This is a genomic window from Nitrososphaerota archaeon (assembly GCA_016872055.1).
Lineage (GTDB): Archaea > Thermoproteota > Nitrososphaeria > Nitrososphaerales > Nitrosopumilaceae > Nitrosotenuis.
Window position 1 is genome coordinate 79,066 of record VHBH01000004.1, and the last position, 16,731, is coordinate 95,796.

At 40.6% G+C, this 16,731-nt stretch carries 23 protein-coding genes and 2 tRNA genes; 11 read left to right on the forward strand and 14 right to left on the reverse strand.

What is annotated here, in order from left to right; genetic code table 11:
• Positions 1-34 precede the first annotated feature (34 nt).
• The gene (locus FJ354_04570; GenBank protein ID MBM3905938.1) at positions 35-310 is read right to left on the reverse strand and encodes a 4a-hydroxytetrahydrobiopterin dehydratase; all 276 of its coding nucleotides are present in this window, start codon (positions 308-310) and stop codon (positions 35-37) included.
• 86 nt (positions 311-396) lie between these two features.
• Between FJ354_04570 and FJ354_04575 the strand changes: the two genes are divergently transcribed.
• A complete protein-coding gene (locus FJ354_04575; protein ID MBM3905939.1) occupies positions 397-1,146 on the forward strand; it encodes an asparagine synthase in 750 nt (249 codons plus the stop codon).
• Here the strand turns inward: FJ354_04575 and purB are convergent.
• Positions 1,139-2,500 (reverse strand): adenylosuccinate lyase, encoded by a 1,362-nt coding sequence (gene purB / locus FJ354_04580; GenBank protein ID MBM3905940.1) that lies wholly within the window; start codon positions 2,498-2,500, stop codon positions 1,139-1,141. The genes FJ354_04575 and purB overlap by 8 nt on opposite strands.
• Positions 2,501-2,571: 71 nt before the next feature.
• Between purB and FJ354_04585 the strand changes: the two genes are divergently transcribed.
• From FJ354_04585 to FJ354_04595, 3 genes are read left to right on the forward strand one after another with little or no spacing between them, the layout of a single operon-like run.
• Positions 2,572-4,020 (forward strand): RtcB family protein, encoded by a 1,449-nt coding sequence (locus FJ354_04585; GenBank protein MBM3905941.1) that lies wholly within the window; start codon positions 2,572-2,574, stop codon positions 4,018-4,020.
• Positions 4,017-4,418, forward strand: a complete 402-nt coding sequence (locus FJ354_04590) for a double-stranded DNA-binding protein (protein MBM3905942.1) — start codon at positions 4,017-4,019, stop codon at positions 4,416-4,418. The genes FJ354_04585 and FJ354_04590 overlap by 4 nt, the downstream gene beginning before the upstream one ends.
• Entirely contained in the window at positions 4,405-4,713 is a 309-nt protein-coding gene (locus tag FJ354_04595; GenBank protein MBM3905943.1) for a hypothetical protein, read from the forward strand. Before FJ354_04590 ends, FJ354_04595 begins: the two co-directional genes overlap by 14 nt.
• Here FJ354_04595 and FJ354_04600 read toward each other — a convergent pair.
• The 3 genes from FJ354_04600 to FJ354_04610 are packed head-to-tail and all read right to left on the reverse strand — an operon-like array spanning position 4,710 to position 7,385.
• On the reverse strand, positions 4,710-5,108 hold the full coding sequence (locus tag FJ354_04600) for a 30S ribosomal protein S11 (GenBank protein ID MBM3905944.1): 399 nt from the start codon (positions 5,106-5,108) through the stop codon (positions 4,710-4,712). The genes FJ354_04595 and FJ354_04600 overlap by 4 nt on opposite strands.
• Positions 5,109-5,164: 56 nt before the next feature.
• Positions 5,165-6,109: a thiamine-phosphate kinase gene (gene thiL, locus FJ354_04605; GenBank protein ID MBM3905945.1), complete on the reverse strand. Its 945-nt coding sequence runs from the start codon at positions 6,107-6,109 to the stop codon at positions 5,165-5,167.
• Entirely contained in the window at positions 6,093-7,385 is a 1,293-nt protein-coding gene (locus tag FJ354_04610) for a phosphomannomutase (GenBank protein ID MBM3905946.1), read from the reverse strand. Before FJ354_04610 ends, thiL begins: the two co-directional genes overlap by 17 nt.
• A gap of 52 nt (positions 7,386-7,437) precedes the next feature.
• On the opposite strand from FJ354_04610, the gene FJ354_04615 reads away from it, so the two are divergent.
• Positions 7,438-7,511, forward strand: a tRNA-Thr gene (locus FJ354_04615).
• A 569-nt stretch (positions 7,512-8,080) separates the two neighbouring features.
• Here FJ354_04615 and FJ354_04620 read toward each other — a convergent pair.
• Entirely contained in the window at positions 8,081-8,341 is a 261-nt protein-coding gene (locus FJ354_04620) for a transcriptional regulator (GenBank protein MBM3905947.1), read from the reverse strand.
• A 105-nt stretch (positions 8,342-8,446) separates the two neighbouring features.
• On the opposite strand from FJ354_04620, the gene FJ354_04625 reads away from it, so the two are divergent.
• A complete protein-coding gene (locus FJ354_04625; GenBank protein MBM3905948.1) occupies positions 8,447-9,013 on the forward strand; it encodes a hypothetical protein in 567 nt (188 codons plus the stop codon).
• Between the two features lie 325 nt (positions 9,014-9,338).
• Here the strand turns inward: FJ354_04625 and FJ354_04630 are convergent, their stop codons facing one another.
• Complete coding sequence (locus tag FJ354_04630; GenBank protein MBM3905949.1) at positions 9,339-11,093, reverse strand: AIPR family protein; 1,755 nt, start codon at positions 11,091-11,093, stop codon at positions 9,339-9,341.
• A gap of 132 nt (positions 11,094-11,225) precedes the next feature.
• Between FJ354_04630 and FJ354_04635 the strand changes: the two genes are divergently transcribed.
• Positions 11,226-11,642, forward strand: a complete 417-nt coding sequence (locus FJ354_04635; protein ID MBM3905950.1) for a hypothetical protein — start codon at positions 11,226-11,228, stop codon at positions 11,640-11,642.
• A gap of 1 nt (position 11,643) precedes the next feature.
• On the opposite strand, the gene FJ354_04640 is transcribed toward FJ354_04635, so the two are convergent.
• Together FJ354_04640 and FJ354_04645 are read right to left on the reverse strand one after the other, a co-directional pair.
• Positions 11,644-11,715, reverse strand: a tRNA-Cys gene (locus FJ354_04640).
• Positions 11,716-11,751: 36 nt separating this feature from the next.
• Positions 11,752-11,970 carry a histone gene (locus tag FJ354_04645; protein ID MBM3905951.1) on the reverse strand — a complete coding sequence of 73 codons (219 nt, stop codon included), beginning with the start codon at positions 11,968-11,970 and terminating at the stop codon, positions 11,752-11,754.
• A 104-nt stretch (positions 11,971-12,074) separates the two neighbouring features.
• Between FJ354_04645 and FJ354_04650 the strand changes: the two genes are divergently transcribed.
• The 3 genes from FJ354_04650 to FJ354_04660 are packed head-to-tail and all read left to right on the forward strand — an operon-like array spanning position 12,075 to position 13,976.
• Positions 12,075-12,824 carry a TatD family deoxyribonuclease gene (locus FJ354_04650; GenBank protein MBM3905952.1) on the forward strand — a complete coding sequence of 250 codons (750 nt, stop codon included), beginning with the start codon at positions 12,075-12,077 and terminating at the stop codon, positions 12,822-12,824.
• A 30-nt stretch (positions 12,825-12,854) separates the two neighbouring features.
• The gene (locus FJ354_04655) at positions 12,855-13,181 is read left to right on the forward strand and encodes a hypothetical protein (protein MBM3905953.1); all 327 of its coding nucleotides are present in this window, start codon (positions 12,855-12,857) and stop codon (positions 13,179-13,181) included.
• 24 nt (positions 13,182-13,205) lie between these two features.
• Positions 13,206-13,976, forward strand: a complete 771-nt coding sequence (locus FJ354_04660) for a thiamine biosynthesis protein ThiS (GenBank protein MBM3905954.1) — start codon at positions 13,206-13,208, stop codon at positions 13,974-13,976.
• Here FJ354_04660 and FJ354_04665 read toward each other — a convergent pair.
• The 4 genes from FJ354_04665 to FJ354_04680 all read right to left on the reverse strand — a co-directional run bounded on the left by FJ354_04665 (position 13,965) and on the right by FJ354_04680 (position 15,908).
• Positions 13,965-14,486: an RNA methyltransferase gene (locus FJ354_04665; GenBank protein MBM3905955.1), complete on the reverse strand. Its 522-nt coding sequence runs from the start codon at positions 14,484-14,486 to the stop codon at positions 13,965-13,967. The two genes, FJ354_04660 and FJ354_04665, sit on opposite strands and share 12 nt — an antisense overlap.
• A gap of 158 nt (positions 14,487-14,644) precedes the next feature.
• Positions 14,645-14,932 (reverse strand): transcriptional regulator, encoded by a 288-nt coding sequence (locus FJ354_04670; GenBank protein ID MBM3905956.1) that lies wholly within the window; start codon positions 14,930-14,932, stop codon positions 14,645-14,647.
• Between the two features lie 93 nt (positions 14,933-15,025).
• The gene (locus FJ354_04675) at positions 15,026-15,667 is read right to left on the reverse strand and encodes a hypothetical protein (protein ID MBM3905957.1); all 642 of its coding nucleotides are present in this window, start codon (positions 15,665-15,667) and stop codon (positions 15,026-15,028) included.
• A 31-nt stretch (positions 15,668-15,698) separates the two neighbouring features.
• Entirely contained in the window at positions 15,699-15,908 is a 210-nt protein-coding gene (locus FJ354_04680) for a hypothetical protein (GenBank protein MBM3905958.1), read from the reverse strand.
• Between the two features lie 74 nt (positions 15,909-15,982).
• Between FJ354_04680 and FJ354_04685 the strand changes: the two genes are divergently transcribed.
• Positions 15,983-16,261 (forward strand): iron transporter, encoded by a 279-nt coding sequence (locus FJ354_04685; protein ID MBM3905959.1) that lies wholly within the window; start codon positions 15,983-15,985, stop codon positions 16,259-16,261.
• Here FJ354_04685 and FJ354_04690 read toward each other — a convergent pair.
• Entirely contained in the window at positions 16,258-16,719 is a 462-nt protein-coding gene (locus FJ354_04690) for a hypothetical protein (protein ID MBM3905960.1), read from the reverse strand. The two genes, FJ354_04685 and FJ354_04690, sit on opposite strands and share 4 nt — an antisense overlap.
• Positions 16,720-16,731: the final 12 nt, after the last annotated feature.

The window sequence follows — 16,731 nt, forward strand, 5'->3', positions numbered from 1 at the left end:
TTTATGCCTATATATTCAATAGAGCTAGCTGAGCCTACATCGCAGACTCGATGAACTTGGCAAGCTCTACATCATTTTGTGTAATGCCCCCAGCGTCATGAGTCATTAGGTCTATTGTGATTCTGTTATACACATTGAACCATTCTGGATGGTGATTCATCTTTTCTGCGTGCAAGGCAACCTTGGTCATAAACGAAAATGCTTCGACAAAATCAGAAAATACAAAGTCTTTGTGCAGTTTGCCGTTTTTAATTGTCCAACCATTCAATGATTCAAGTTCGATTTTGATTTGTTCATCAGATAGTGACATTGGCCTCATTATGATATTGTTCTATGATTGAATAATAGTCTTTACCAAATAGTAACTTCTTTGTATGGGGCTATGATCGCAAAAACATGAAACTTGATGAGTTATTAAAAAAAATCAAATCCGCAATAACGCAAACAATATCATCTAAAAAAATTGGGGTTGCTTTTTCTGGTGGAGTTGATAGCACCTTGATCGCCAAACTGTGCGACACAATGAATTACGATGTCACACTATTGACAATAGGATTTGCTGATTCACATGACATTAAATTTGCAAAAAAGGTAAACGAATTTCTCAAATTACCACATCATGTCTTGGAGATAAATCCCGACGAGTTTGAGTTCATTTCTAAAAAAATTAACACCGCAATAAACACTGACAATCTTTCTTGGAATGAAAACAGCATCGCGTTTTATCATGTGTCCAAGCTTGCACAAAGTCTTGGGTTAGATGAGGTGGTAACTGCAAATGGAATTGATGAGCTGTTTTGTGGTTATAGTGGGTACAGAGATGCAATAAAACAAGGAAATGAAGCAGTAAGTGCTCTAATGGATGCCAAACTAGTTAATGAAATCAAGATGATGATGGCAATAAACCAGGTCTGCTCCGAGTTTGGTGTCAAAATAGTCCAACCACTACTATCTGAGGATTTTATCAAATTTGCAAAGAATATTCCAGTTGATCAGAAAATTACAGACGAAAATGATTTGCAAAGAAAACATATTATACGAAAATTGGCAATTCATGTAGGCGTTCCAGAGTTATCTGCAAATGCAAGAAAAAAGGCATTACAATATGGCTCTTTGATTCACAAGACACTGTTAAAGTCTAGATGAATTTTTTGCAGATTTTATTTACTGTGTTGTTTACGTTTGTGATTATTTCAGGTGCTGCACCCAAGTGACTTTGTGGTGTAAATATTTGATCTATTTCGCTTTCAGATAGTTTCGATGAAATGGCTTTATCGTTTTTGATAGCATCGGAGTAATCGATTCCCTTGTCGTGGGCTTCAAATGCGACTCGCTGGACATCTCGGTATGCAACAAATCTCGGAATCCCCTTTTTGATCAACGCCTCCAAGACAAATTCTGCAAAGATTTGCCCTTTGGTGACATACAGGTTTTGCTCAATTCTTTCCGTGTTTACTCGTAACTTTTCAATGATTCTGAGCATCGTTTCTAACATTTCATCAAGCAAAATCGAACACATTGGAATTGTGAATCTCTCGTTTGCCGAGTTTGAGAGGTCTCGCTCATGCCATAGGGGTATATTTTCAAATGATGCGCTCATCTGGCTGCGCAATAACTTTGATAGTGATGAAATTCGCTCACTTTTGATTGGGTTTCTCTTGACTGGTACTGCACTACTTCCCATCTGACCCTCCTTGAAATGCTCTGAGACTTCGGCGATTTCAGTTCTTTGTAGATTCCTAATCTCTATTGAGATTTTTTCTAGTGTGCTTCCAATTAGAGCAAGCTGAAAAACATATTCTGCGTATCTCTCGCGCGGTATGATCTGTGTTGTGACTTCTGCTGGGAACAGTCCTAGTCTTTTTGAGACTCGACTTTGAACCTCTATTGCCTTTGCACCCATTAGTGAGCCTGTGCCTACTACGCCAAGTGTCTTGCACAACAGGACTCGCTTTTTAATCTCTTCAATTCGCTCAACATGTTTTGCCATTTCGGATGCCCAGTTTGCAAATTTTAATCCAAATGAAATGATGCTTGCGTGTTGGCCATGTGTTCGTCCAACGGCTGGAACCTCTCTGTAGTCTGTTGCTCTTTTTGCCAAAAGTAAACCAAGTCTTGCCACTTTGGGCTCTATGATTGCTAGTGCATCTCTCATCTGCATTGATGTGCTGGTATCTACCAAGTCATTGCTTGTTAGGCCATAGTGAACCCATGGTCTTGCGCCATTTTGACATTTCTCACTTAGTGCCTCTACCAGAGCGGCAGTATCGTGATCTGATTTTGCTTCCAGTTGTTTTACCCGCTTGGCATGAATTTTGCCGGATTTTGATGCAGCAAAAATATTTTGGGCAGATTTTTTTGGAATGATACCAATTTCTCCCTGTGAAATTGCAGCTGCTCCCTCGATTTGCAACTGATAGTCTATTTTTTTTTGATCATCAAAGACAGCAAGCATCTCTTTTGTGCCATATCGGCCGCCGTCAATTGGTAAAATAGGCAATAATCCATTTTGGAATCGTATTAAAATAAATCTACTTATGATTTAAATTGCAATTAAATATCTTGATCGATATGTCCGGTATTACGCCAAAAAAAATTCGAGATAACGTATACCAAATAGATGCAGATTCCAGTAAGGGCATGAAGGTTCCAGTCACAATTTACGCAGACGAAGGACTGATTGCAAAAATGATGGCTGATAGGACTCTATCTCAGGCAATTAATGTGGCAACTCTGCCTGGAATCCTAGGCAGTGCAGTAGTTCTGCCAGATGGACACGAGGGATATGGATTTCCGGTAGGTGGTGTTGCAGCAATGGATGCAGAAGAGGGAATGATCAGTCCTGGTGGTGTAGGCTATGATATCAACTGTGGTGTCAGATTACTAAGAACGAATTTATCAGAAAAAGAGGTTAGACCAAAACTGAAAGAGCTGGTGACAGACCTTTTCAATTCAATTCCTTCTGGTGTTGGAACCGAAGGTGCAATAAAACTAAACTATTCTCAATTGGACGAGGTTCTGGTTCGCGGCGTGAACTGGGCAATTGATAACGGCTACGGAACCAAAGACGATGCAGATGTCTGCGAAGAAAATGGCCAAATTAAAAATGCAGATCCAAACAAAGTATCAAACACTGCAAGAAAGCGAGGTGCGCCGCAGCTAGGAAGTCTTGGCTCTGGTAACCATTTCCTCGAAGTCCAAAAAATAGAAAAAGTCTATGACGAAGAGGCAGCAAAAAGAATGGGGATCCAAGAAGGAAACGTTACAGTTTTGATTCATTGTGGTTCTAGGGGATTTGGACACCAGATTTGCTCTGACTACCTACGGGTATCAGAGCAAGCTCTGCGAAAATACAACATCGAACTGCCAGACAGAGAGCTCGCATGCGTACCAAACACATCAGAGGAAGGAGAATCATATCGAAAAGCAATGTTTGCCGCAATAAATTTTGCTTGGAGCAACAGGCAGGTGCTGAGTCACTGGACTAGAAAATCATTTGAGCGAGTCTTCAAGAGTACAGAGGCAGACTTAGACATGAAACTAGTATATGATGTCGCACACAATATTGCTAAGGTTGAAAAACACAAAATCGACGGCAAAGAAAAATCAGTAGTTGTTCACCGCAAAGGTGCAACGCGAGCATTTCCAGCAAACAGGGACGAAATCCCATCAAAGTACAGAAACTTGGGCCAACCTGTTTTGATTCCAGGTTCCATGGGTACTGGAAGCTGGATTTTGCTTGGCAAGCCAAATTCAATGAACCTAAGCTTTGGCTCAACTGCACACGGTGCAGGACGAATGATGTCACGCTCAAAGGCAAGGCGTGACTTTACAGAGGAACAGGTAAAAAAATCACTAAGTGATAAAGGAATTTTCATAAAATCGTTGACTAGGGATGGAGTAGTAGAAGAGACACCGGAGGCATACAAAGACGTGGATGCAGTAGTAAACGTATCACATGAGTTAGGAATCGCAACCAAGGTGGCAAAGCTAGTCCCAATTGGCGTGATAAAGGGTTGAGCGAAGACAGAGAACTAGAAGCACTCAAGGCAAGGCGCTTAGCAGAGATGAAAAAAAACATTGTTTCTCAGTCTCAAAAACAAGAAAAGACACAGGATGCAGCCCCTCCATCATTTAGAGAAATTGTGATTTCTCATCTTGGATATAGGGGAATGGAGGTATTGCAAAATGCTGAATCCCAATTTCCAAACGAGGCAAAAATGGTAATTAACAGGATAGGACAATTGTTCCAGACTGGAGAAATTAACGAAGAAATCGACGGCGGACAACTATTGGCATTATTCAGATCAGTTGGAATCCACGTGCGAATGCAAACCAAGATCAACATTGAGCAAGATGGAAAATTTGTCTCGCTATCAGATAAGCTAAGCAAAACAGTTGAAAATGAAAATATTTGAAGTAAGCTCGACTGATTTTTTAGAAGACAAGCGCCTGATTAACAACGCGTTAGCAGACATGGCCTCAAAGTTTGGTCTACCAAATGACTTTGTGTTTGGCGAGCCAACATCGAGATTTGGCTGGACATTTTTTCGACTCTGGATAAAGCCAAGCTTGCAAGAGGCAATAAACCAAAAATTCGATGATATGATCAGAAAATACAAGGGCAGGCCTGATGAAAAATTTACTTTTTTTATTGCGGATTATTTTGTAGCCAAAGGCTGTAAAACTAAAGTAAAGATGATTGATGACTAAACTCTTCTTCCTCTCTTTCCACCCTTCTTTCGTGTGGTGTCATGAGGAATTGGTGTAACGTCGTCGATTCGACCGATTTTGAATCCGCCTCTTGCTAGTGCTCTAATGGCTGCTTGTGCACCAGGTCCTGGGACTCTAGAGCCTACGCCGCCTACTGCTCGCACTCGTATGTGAAAGCCAGTAAAGCCTTTTGCTCTTGCTGCCTCGACTACTGCGTTTGATGACTTCATTGCAGCAAATGGAGATGATTCATATCTGTCAGCTGTTACATGAACACCGCCGGAGCTAATTGCCACGGTTTCTGCCCCTGTAAGATCTGTCATGTGCACTATGGTGTTGTTATAGCTACTATAGATGTGAGCAATACCCCACTTGTCGACTTGTACTTCTGACATTGGTTACCCAAAGTTTGGTGGTTTTAAAAAGCTATGTCGGCTCGCCAAGCGACAAATTACGCAAAATGCCGCCATCCACTATCTGTGATTGAGATTTGCTTTTTTCCAGACTGCAAAAAGACGCCTTTACCGCTTTGCACATGACCAATCTGAATTAGATTTATCTTGCACTTTTTGGCAATCTTTTCCAGCCTTGGCAGGTTTTTTTGGGAAACGGTTGCGACTATCTCATATTCTTCACCGGAGTTAAACACAAGATCTAGTGGGTTTTTTCTGTTTGTCTTTGCAAATTCATCCAATCCATTTTCTTTTGGTATGGATTCGATAATGAATTTTTTCTTGCTTGCACTTGCAAGCTCTATTAGAGTAGTTGATAGCCCGTCACTAGAATCCATTGAGGAATCAAAATATCTTGAGGCCAAAACCCCAAATTCGAGCTGTGGTCTTGGCTCTAAGACGGAATCAACTGCATCATTTCTGAATTTGCCGCTAGCTTTGTTCTTCTTTAGCAAAATACCTAGGCCTGCCCCTGTCTTACCAAATGTCCCAGTGGTGATAATGATGTTGCCAACTTTGGCGCCGCTTCGTGGAGTTATTTTCTTGGCAACACCAAACAACATGACTGAAATGACTATCTCTTTTGCCTCGTTTGTGTCCCCACCAAGAATTTTTACTCCAAATTGCCTTGATGCCTCTCTGAATCCAGATGCCAGTCTTACGAGCTTTGTTCTTGAATAATTACGTGGTAATGATACAGAAATGATCCCGTGCTTAGGCTTTACTCCCTTTGATGCAAAATCGCTTAGCGGCGCGACCATGCTTTTTTTGGCAATCTGCTCTGGACTCATCTGTGGAGGAACATCCGTGCTTTGCACCAGCGTGTCGGTTTTGATTACGCCAAAATTTTTTCCCAGGCGAAATATTTCCACGTCTTCATGAGTAGTTGAGACTAGATTTTTCTGCAAAATGGAAATTATCTTTTTTTCATCTAGCTTGATCATGGCTTTGTCTTGTTAGAATGCTGATCTCCTTTTGAATCTGTTGCGCCTCACCCAAGTCATTTGACTCTACCGATATTCTGATTATGTCTTCTGTGTTTGACTTTCTAACCAATACCCAAGTGTCTTCGTCTATTATGACTTTAATTCCATCTATAGTTATTGTTCTTCCAAATCTTTGTCTAATCTTCTTTTCTAGTATGACAAGTGTTTTGTCGTGCAGGTGTGACTCAACATCAATCTTGGTTCGAAGCTGGTGATAACTAGAAACAAAATCTATTACATCATCGACTTTTTTTTTGCCAGTCATTGCTGCAATCAAACCCGATGTCAAAATTCCATCCCGGCACATGTTGAATTCTGGCAAAATAAATCCACCACTGCTTCCCTCACCACCTGCTTGGCACCTATGCTTTAACATTGTATCAATAACATTTGCCTCGCCGACCTTTGAGCGAATTACTGATCCTCCATGATCTTTGATGTATTTTTCAACGGCAATGCTGGTATCTATACTAAGGCAAAATTTCTTGTAACCTAGTTCAAGTGCCTTGATGACTCCTAATGCAAGTGTGGTGTCAGGTGATTGCTTTATGCCGTCTTTTACTACAACTAGTCTGTCGCCGTCAAGATCAAAGGCAAACCCAATGTCGCCTTTTTTACTTGCATAAACCAACTGCGTAAGCTTGTCTGATGTCGGGTCCGGGCCACGACTGGTGGATTTTTCATTAATGATGTGTACCTGACATCCAATCTTTTTTAAAAGCAGAGGGGCAACATTTACCGCAGCTCCTCCTCCGATGTCGATTACTATCTTAGGTGAGTGCCTTATTTTGCCGATAATTTTTACCGCATCATCCACATAACTTGATGTGATTCTGTATTCAGTACCAAATTTTGCGATTCTGTGTTGCTTTTTCTTGATGATTTTGGCAAATTCGTGCTCATTTGGCCCGCGACCGTTTATGATGAATTTCAGACCATTCCATTGCATTGGATTGTGTGACGATGTGATGATTAATCCTGCACCATATTTTCTTGCCTCAAGGAATACCGCCGGGGTTGGCACCATTCCCAAGTTGTACACGTCGATTCCGCATTCTAGCAGTGCAGATATTGCAACACTACTTACCATCTCTCTTGACGGCCTAGTGTCATGTCCTACTACGCACTTTTTTGATGGTATTGTATGAGCAAAGTTTCTACAAAACTCCAAAACATCTGGGAGCGTCAGATCGTCTCCGAAAATTCCACGAATCCCAGAAATGGATTTTTTCAATGGTCAGAAACCTGAAATGCTTTTTATAAACTCTGATAACACTGCCCTCCATGCCTCGATAGCTCAGCCTGGTAGAGCGAAAGTTTCGTAAACTTTAGGTCGTGGGTCCAAATCCCACTCGGGGCTTTTTCACGATCAAAAATTATTAATCAAGGGTTTCGATGTCGACTTGAAGTTCTTTGGCGAGACCTTCCCACCATTTGTTAGTCTGCTCTGTCATACTCCCCGAAAAATATCATAAAATGCTTCCTTATAGATCTGTCGGTTTGTGATCAGTACAGCATGATCCACTGATCAGCTAAGCTTGTTTTCGTTTTCTTTTTGCGCGGTTGTACATTATGATTGCAAGTGCACCGCCTGCACATCCCCAAAATACTGGCCATCGAAGCGGATCATTTGTCATCCCTACAAAAGAATAGATCGTTCCCCCAATTAATGCAAATCCGATTAGCTCAAGAATCTTGCTCATATGAGGCGGAATAATCGAAAAGATATATTGTTTGTTTGCTGTCTGATATTGTGGACAAGTATCTACTAATCATGCTAATTGTTCTGACGATGGGAATGGGATTTGCCATTTTCAAGGAGCCCCCGAGCCTGGAATTGTTTTATGCGCAGCTGGCAGGGGCGTTTATTATCGTTGGTTATTCAACATATAAGGAACGAAAAACTCGAAAAAGCTCTAAAAAGTAGTACTAAAGATCTAGACCGAAGCCCTGTGCCAAGTCATGGAATCGCTTGTAAGATTCTAGGTATTGTTTTCCTTTTGGTGTGATGACATATGTGTTCTTTCCATCAAACTCGATTTTGTTTATCAATCCTGCTCCGGTCAAGTTTTCAATGAACTTGGCTAGTCTAGAGTGTGACAGATTTGCCTGTGTTAGAAGTGATGTTACCTTGATTCCTTCTTGTCCACACTGTTCAGTAGCTGTTAGTAGATCAGCTACTATTTGCATACTGGTACGATATGTGGCCATTGTACTTCGAGTGTAATTCTAAGATATAAGGGTATTAACCTTTCTCACGATTGTTTAATAACCAAATACAACCCCTCGAACTAAGTGTCCGGTACGATTGCTTGGTATGATGATTTTCTTGGCGTGGCCTATAGGTATTTTGATCTGCGAATGAATGTGGTTCCGCTCTTCTCTGATCGGAAAAAGGCAACCGATATCTGGAACGAATACGTCCATTGGTGGGGCGACCACGACATCAAGCTGAGATTCGTAGAGACTGGCGATCATTACTGGTTTATTGTCGCATCTGAGACTAGACGACCCAGTCATAATATGTCATTTTTCAAACTATTGCCCAAGTCAGCTCACTATGCCAGATTCAAAAAGGGCCATCTAGGTGAGGCATACTTTAGGTTTGCAACATATTCACAAAAAGAAGAAAAAGACGTCAAAGACGATGCTGTATGCAACTGCACCCATACCAAAGAAGAACATGACGGTAAGTGTCAGGCCGAAGGATGTGGTTGTGAGCAGTTCCAAACATTTGAGCTCCGACTACTCAAGAAAAAGAAAACGGTAACCGACATCAAATTCTTAGAAGAGCAAGACGTCAAGGACGACTCTGTTGCATGGAACTGCCTTTATGTGAACAAGTACAAAAATTCTGCCTAGCTATTTCTTGTCCATGCTGACTCGGACATGTTCGCCAGGATAATGTTCATAGATCTTTTGCGAATAACACTTGCCGCACAAAACCCCTTTGATGTTCCAATCCGGTATTCCCACGTATTTGTGTGGGACTGGTCCTTTGCATAATGCACATTTGTCTGCGTCAGCCAAGCAATGTGGACTTTTGTATGTCTATATAAAAATCATGACCATTTTTTGGGTGACCAAAAAATTTGTTAAATAATGGTGTATCTCAGAAAAAGCTGCGGTAGATTGTCTGGCCATTGTAAATCTCCTGCAATTTTTACCATGGCTGGCAACTATCGCTTTACAATAAACTATTGACTAGTTTTCTAATGCTCTCGATTTCCTCTTCTTCCTGACGTATTTTCTTGTCAATTACGCGTAACATTGCCTCATTCCATACATGATGGGAGAAGAAGTTGTGCTTAGTGTTTGCCAGTTCGATTTCATCTTCGACAACAGTATCTTCAAGAAATCTTGTCACTACACCGTCTGTTAGCTTTAGAATACGTTCGTTGAGCTTGGAACTCTTAAAGATTGGCTCCACTTTGGTAATGTCTTCTTTGAAATCACCCTTTGTGTTCAGGATGCCTTTGTGTATTATTCTAAAATATACTGCGACAAAAAATAATGTGGCGTATCTTTTTGTCTTGTGCCCTCCACGTTTTCCATAGCCTAGTGATTTTTTGGCGTATTCTTTTACCAAATATGGATAGAGCAGCAATCTATAGTCGTCCTTTAGGTTTTCATTGAATACATCGTCGTATTTGCTTCCGCGAGGCAAAAACTGCGCAGGTGAGCTGTATGATTCAGTTGGTCTTTGCTCAATTCCTGCAACCAAAGCCTGTATTGCGTCTTTGGCAACAATTACCTTTTTGTGATTGTCAGGAAGGTATTTGTTGTATGTTGTGTCTCCCTTGAACTCGCCCTGTTGCGACTTTGTCTTGGAGTCAAACGAGCCTGCCTGTATTTCGTAAAAGTATCCGTGGTTTTCAAGCTGGGACTTGACAGACTTGTGAAAGTCCATCAGCGATACTAGATCCTTTCCTCGGACAGAGTTTTGCGAGTTTCTATATTTTGTTATATTGTTTTGATCCAGCTCATCATCTGCTCTTATTATGGTGACTGTGATGCTACCGTCCAAGTTGTTGGTTCTCTTGGCATGATCTAAGATAGAGTTTGATGTCTGTGCACCGTTTACTATTTGAGGTGCATGCAACATCAGAGTATTATCCTCTAACTCCTCAAAATTACTAACTACAATTGTGATCCCGTTGTTATAGTAAAAGAACTTGTCAGGAGAATTTTGTAGCGTGTCTCGAATTCCCTTATTTACATTTGTCTTGAACTGCATCCACTGTCTGATGTTTGACTCAAAGACATAGTCCCTGTTTTTGATAACAAAGTCTGTCAACTCTCGAAGCTTTAGTATGCCGACTACGGTATTTTTGTAGCGAATCCTCTCTTCCAGTCGTATCTTGGATCTTTTTCCTGCCGCTGGCTTTTTTATTCGATCCCAGAGAGACTTGACAATTTTATCTAAATCAATTATCTCCAGTGTATCGTCACCGTCATAGTTTACCGGCTGGTTTGTAACATAGCAGCATTCGACTTTGAGGTTTTTTTCTTGGATCTTTGTTACTAGGTTTGCCAGCTCTGGTCTCATCTTGGTAATGTCTTTGTTTAACAGTCTTCTGACGTCTTCTTTGAATTTGGCAATTGCTTCTTCAGAGTGGGCAGTGCCGTATTTTGATTGGAATAATCTTATTTTATTGTCTGAGAAATCAACCGGCAGATAAGCGTCAATTCCAAGATCGTTTGCACCATCGATTATAGAGTCTGAAGCGTCGTCTTCTGTTGCCTCGTATACTCTAGTCAAGACCCAGTGCAGGAAATTGTAGCCTTTTTCTACATCGCTTTTTCCACTCTCAACATATTCTGTTATGCTGTCCTTAATGTTCTCGGAAAATCCACCCAGTGGCTGCTCTGCCTTTTTTTGAATCAATAACGACTGCGAGCCTGGAATGTATTCTAGCAAACCATTACTTCTTTCTGCCACGGTATGGTGTAGAAGTGCTAGCTTTAGAATGGCAGGTTATTGTATAATGACCTAATGTAATCACAGCTCAATCTCCGCTTGCAAACTGGAAATCTCCGCTAGGCAGAAATAATCATCATGTCAAATTAAGTTGTGAAAAAATACCTCGTCCTGATCGGAGCAGTAATTGCTGCCATAATTGCGAGCATGGTGCTAACGTACAGTCAGCCCAGCTTTGAGCAGATGTCTCAAGAGCCTATAATTGAAGAAATCACGCCAGAAAACACCATATCAATTGTAATGTTGTCTTCGAGGCCAGGCTGCGAAACAACCGGATGCTATCTTCCAACAACTATTACAGTTGATTCCGGCAAGACGATAACCTGGATAAATCAAGACAGGGGACTGCACACTGTTACGACGGGATACTATGATACGCCAGATGGAATCGTGGAAAGCGGACACATAGCATCAGAGGGCAAATTTTCATTTACCTTTGACACGCCAGGAGAATTCCATTATTATTGTAGACTGCATCCGTGGATGGAAGGAACTATAATTGTAAATTAAGAGGTGAGGAAGGGATTTGAACCCCTATAGATTCGCTTTGCAGGCGAACGCATAGCCGCTCTGCCACCTCACCAACATAAAAAAACAAAATTCAACAGAATTAAACTCTTTACTTGATAAACGTCTTTGAAGCAAGCTTGACGTCTTCGCCGCGAATTGTTTTGCGCCCGGCATGGTTTGACATATCTACTGCGCTCTTTGCTATTGTGGTTGCAATCTCTTCTAGGACGCGCCTTAGTTCATCTGCAGACTCGTCACTTACGCGATCGGCGCCTGCCTTTTTGAGTATCCTATACATGGCAGAGAGACCCAATTCGGACGACTTCATGTCAAATTCTGACTAAATTACATGATAAAGGATTATGAGCTAAAAAATTCCACACACTAATGGATTTCTGCACACTTAAGTATACAGAAAATTTCCAAAAAACCATGCTTTATGATGCACACATCCACTTATCGGATCCAGAATACGAAAGCGAAATAGGCCTAGTAATCAATTCAATGCACCGAATCGGCATCCGGGCATGCACAGTATCAATGGATGTCCGGTCGTCTAATGTGACACTTGATCTTGCCAAAAAAAGCAACCATATCTTGCCATTCATTGGGATTCACCCAGAAAAGGCATCAGATGATCTAGATTCAATGGTATCTCTAATTGAGCAAAATGCCAAAATCATTTCTGGAATAGGAGAAATAGGTCTTGATAAGACCTACACAAAAAACGATGACGAGTTTACAAGGCAAAAGCAGGTCTTCACCAAATTACTAGACTTGGCGGAAAAACACTACAAGCCAGTATCAGTACACTCTCGCACAACGCTGGAAGAAATACTTCAAATTATTCCATCTTACAAAATTTCCGGATTCTTGCTACACTGGTTTGCGGGAAGCAAAAAACAGCTAAGTAAAGCAATGGATCTTGGATGCTATGTTTCCTATGGCCCAGTATCTGTGTATTCGCAGGACAAGCAAGTTCTAATCTCTCTTACAAACAAAGACAAAATCTTGGTGGAAACGGACGGTCCAGTAAGATTTTCACGCTGCTTTGATATGAAGTCCGCACATCCAAGCTTTATTCCAAGTGTTGTATTTTGTATATCAAAAATACTTGGAGTGTCTTACGGTGAGGCTGAAGAAATGCTTGAAGCAAATTCAAAACAATATTTGGGAATATAGGTATAATATACCCCCAAAGGAATTCCCATCGTGGATAGAATAAAGAGACTCTCAATGCAAGTCCTTGATCAACACAAAGACAAGTTCACAGTAGACTTTGCAGACAATAAAAAAATTCTAGACCAATTAGCAGTTGTACGCTCTAAAGGACTCAAAAACGAGATGGCAGGCTACATCACAAAGCTCCTCAAGCGTGAAAAAGACTATCTTTCATCAAAGGAAGCAGCGGTTGGAGAGGAAGAAGAAGTTGAAGAAAGCCAAATAGAGGCAGCAGAAGAGGAAATTGTACAAGAATCAGAAACACAAGAATCCGAGATTCCTCAAGAAATCACAATAGAGTCCGGCGAAGAATCTTAAACAATACCCTTCTATCATTATACAATGATTGTAATCAAGTTCTTAGGTGGTGCAAAAAAGTCATTTGGCAAAGACCTCATGCAGGTAGATCTTGACAATGTATCCATTTCAAAATTATTAGGATATCTATTATCAATAAAACCAACAAACACACTGGAGATAGACACCAAAAACATCCTAATTGCGGTAAATGGAGCGGACTCGTCCGCACTTCAGGGTTACAACACCATACTGCACTCGGGAGATGTGGTAAGTATCATACCAGTAATACACGGTGGTGCTAGAATCCAGTTTGTCATACAATCAAAGAATATCGAGCTGTTCCATGTCAGAAACAAAAAAGGCAAAAACTATGACTATCTAAGTGAACAGCGAAAAAAGTTTCCGAGCATAACAATAGAGGGTATATCATCGAGACAAATAGCAAGCATATTGCACGTCAAAAAAATACTAGGCATATCCATGTATGCAAAAAAGAATAATTTACTATTATCAAAAAAATTGGAGACTGATATTTTGCTTAGGTTTGCGGCAACCACGCAAATCTCAACCGCAATAAATCTAGTGGGCATTGAAAAAACAGACGCATTTACCATAATTGCGATTGGTTCAAAATTCCAACTTGACAGAATGCACTCACACTTAGAGGAGCATCTGATCTCTGTGGATTATTCCAAGAACATGGCACACATCAAAAAACATTTTCACATATCAAAAAAGCATCTGGAAATAATAGATTCCAAGAACCCGCTTGAAGACCTGCTTGCTGAAAGGGCCGCAGTACTATTCCAGTGAGCCGCGTTTTTCTCTTTGTATGCTCAAAATGTCTTCTTCTTTTATTACGGAAACGCCGGTAATTGCACCCAAAACCTCCACTAGGATAATCCAGTCGTATTTTTCCAGTGATACTTTGTTTAGGATCTTACTAGCAATCTGATTGATTATCTCACCTGATGAAATCCCGGAATTTCTTTTCTCTATTGTTATGCGATATGTTTGATTTTGTTCAATTTTCTCTGATTGTTTTATTACAGCATCTACAATTTCTATAACATTCGTCTTTGTCACTGAGAATATTGGAATTGCCCGCATTGTGTATCTAATTGACCATGGCTCGTCTTCTAGCTTTTCTCGAATTTTTTTTATAAGATCTAGAGGGTTTGCACTGGTATCCACATACAATATGCCGGAAAATTCCGTCATGGAAATTTGGGGATTTTCATCTCCAAGCTCGGACAACAATTCCTTGATCTCATCAGTAGTTTCGCCTTCAAAGTGTCTTGCACATGTAATTATGACATTCAATGAGTACAAGCTAATACCCAGTAAATATTTAGTTTGATTAAAAATTAAATAAAGAAATCCCATACTAGCATCATGAGCACAGAACCCGATATTGAAAATGACTTTGAGGACGACTTTGAAGATGCTGAAGACGAAGAAATTGAAGATGAGGATTTTGATTAGATAGTCAGACCGAAACTATCTGCGAATTTGTTAAACGTGCTGTATGCTTGGAGGAAATCTCTCCCGGTATTGCTTATTTTGTATTTGCATGCTCCATCGGAATTGGTCTGCTCTAGTAATCCCTGAGACACCAAAGTGCCCAACATCTTTGATATTCTTCCATGGGAGATGTTTGCTTTTCGTATCAAATACGTGATGCTTGCACCCTCTTCGTCTGGCAAGTCATCGCGGGTTGTAGTTAGTATATCTCCAATTATTTTCATATGGGTTCTGTATACTTGCATTTTGACAAATTTTTTGTAAAATTATTGTTGAATATATTGAGAGGATAAGATTTTTTGACAAAATAACGTCATTGAGCTAAATTTGAGCCTGAGCTAGAGATTTTCATCAAACTTTATCTTTGTCAGGGGAACCTTGGTAACCGGAATAAAGAGCAGGCCTAGTCCCGTGATTTTGATGGAAATTGACACTATGTTCAGTATGGATTGTGGAAATACAAAATAATACCAACCCAAAAACTCCCCAAATCCCAACAGCGCAAGCCCGGCAGCAACAAAGATTGCGGTCTTTCGTCTGCTCTCAAAATATGACATCATTGTTTCAATTGCACCGTATGCTAGCAGGATAAAAGAAATTGAGCGAATTACATTTTCTATTGATGTAAATGAAATCAAAAACAGTGGCAGTATCACAACTGATCTTAGATAATTTGATCTTGGGAAAAACGACTTGATTGTATGAGAAAACGCAATGAAAAAGTATCCTAATGTCTGCACCGCAATCCCGATTGTCTGAATCCATCTCTGCGGCTCTTTTGGATCAAAGACATACTCATCAAGTGTTATGCCAAGCCACATTATCATAAATCCTACACCAATTGAGAAAAACGCAAGTGTCAGGCGAAATAAAGTTGGACTGCCAGTGTTCCTAAACCCAATGAATGAGAGTGTTCCAATTATGATCCCCACGATAAATCCTACCAAATTCAAAATGCTTTCTAAAAAAAATACTTCCATGTGTTTTGTATTGGATATTTGATTTTAAAAGTTAGTCCCATTCATCAAGCGATCCAGCAGTCTGCCCCTCAGTAGAGCCCGCATAGTCGCCCAAAATGTCTGAATATGTCACGTCATTATGCGCAACATACTTTACATATTCACCATACGACATTTCCAATTTGCAGTCTTGACATGTCACCAAACTAAAGTCTTGTGCCAGATCTGCATTGCCTTTGCATTTTGGGCACTTGATCTTCACAAAGAAAATACTCTAATTCTATTATTATTCATTGCCAAAAAAAGAATAAATTGACTACACATGGATCAAATTTGATGGCGCGAGTTTGCACAAAATGCAAAAATGAGATACCAGACTCTGAGCAGCTTGATGCAGTGGGTGGAACATATCCGTGTTGTACCAAGTGTTGGGAGGAATGGAAGACCTACAGAATAATGGTCATGAACGAGCTAAGGCTGGACATGTCGCTGTCAGACCACAGAAAACTGCTCAAAAAGAACGAAAAGATCTTTGTTGGGGTATTGACTCCTCAGGGAGATGTAATCGACTTTTCTAATGAGGGCAACCGCAAGCCAGACAAGCCTCAGGTCTAAAGACCGAGTCGTTCCTTTGCGCTAATTGGTATGATTAATAATAACTGCCTTTTTTGCTGTTCTGATAATCCAGAAAATATCTTTTGGACAGATTTCGCTATAGAATCCTGACTGGACTTATCCAGAGACAAGAATACTTCGAGAATCCCATCGAGATTAAAGAGGATCAGTTTTTGTGGATTTCTGAGGACTTCGAACATATATGCCGATGTAAGACCAATTCGTTTCTCCTCAGGCATTACAGATAGGATCTCAAGCCACGTAGCAAAAAGCTTGGCAAAGTTTGGAAACGGAATTGTGGGGCCTGCCTCTAGCGCATTGTTGATTATCTCTAGCTGATCGGGCGCAGACAATGTGAAAAATTCCTCCATTCTTTTTTTGAGGATTGGCTTTCGCAAAAAGTCCGGCAGGTTTGCCAAATTTACTATGATGTTTCCTGCAAAGTTTGGGTGCGACAATCAAAAGTCGCT

Bases quoted from the DNA above. Each gene is read 5' to 3' on its own strand.
- FJ354_04570 (MBM3905938.1), bottom strand. From the start codon at position 310: ATGTCACTATCTGATGAACAAATCAAAATCGAACTTGAATCATTGAAT.
- FJ354_04585 (MBM3905941.1), top strand. From the start codon at position 2,572: ATGTCCGGTATTACGCCAAAAAAAATTCGAGATAACGTATACCAAATA.
- FJ354_04675 (MBM3905957.1), bottom strand. From the start codon at position 15,667: ATGGAAGTATTTTTTTTAGAAAGCATTTTGAATTTGGTAGGATTTATC.
- FJ354_04650 (MBM3905952.1), top strand. From the start codon at position 12,075: ATGCTTTATGATGCACACATCCACTTATCGGATCCAGAATACGAAAGC.
- FJ354_04620 (MBM3905947.1), bottom strand. From the start codon at position 8,341: ATGCAAATAGTAGCTGATCTACTAACAGCTACTGAACAGTGTGGACAA.
- FJ354_04600 (MBM3905944.1), bottom strand. From the start codon at position 5,108: ATGTCAGAAGTACAAGTCGACAAGTGGGGTATTGCTCACATCTATAGT.
- FJ354_04685 (MBM3905959.1), top strand. From the start codon at position 15,983: ATGGCGCGAGTTTGCACAAAATGCAAAAATGAGATACCAGACTCTGAG.
- FJ354_04660 (MBM3905954.1), top strand. From the start codon at position 13,206: ATGATTGTAATCAAGTTCTTAGGTGGTGCAAAAAAGTCATTTGGCAAA.
- FJ354_04595 (MBM3905943.1), top strand. From the start codon at position 4,405: ATGAAAATATTTGAAGTAAGCTCGACTGATTTTTTAGAAGACAAGCGC.
- FJ354_04670 (MBM3905956.1), bottom strand. From the start codon at position 14,932: ATGCAAGTATACAGAACCCATATGAAAATAATTGGAGATATACTAACT.
- FJ354_04575 (MBM3905939.1), top strand. From the start codon at position 397: ATGAAACTTGATGAGTTATTAAAAAAAATCAAATCCGCAATAACGCAA.
- FJ354_04645 (MBM3905951.1), bottom strand. From the start codon at position 11,970: ATGAAGTCGTCCGAATTGGGTCTCTCTGCCATGTATAGGATACTCAAA.
- thiL (MBM3905945.1), bottom strand. From the start codon at position 6,109: ATGATCAAGCTAGATGAAAAAAAGATAATTTCCATTTTGCAGAAAAAT.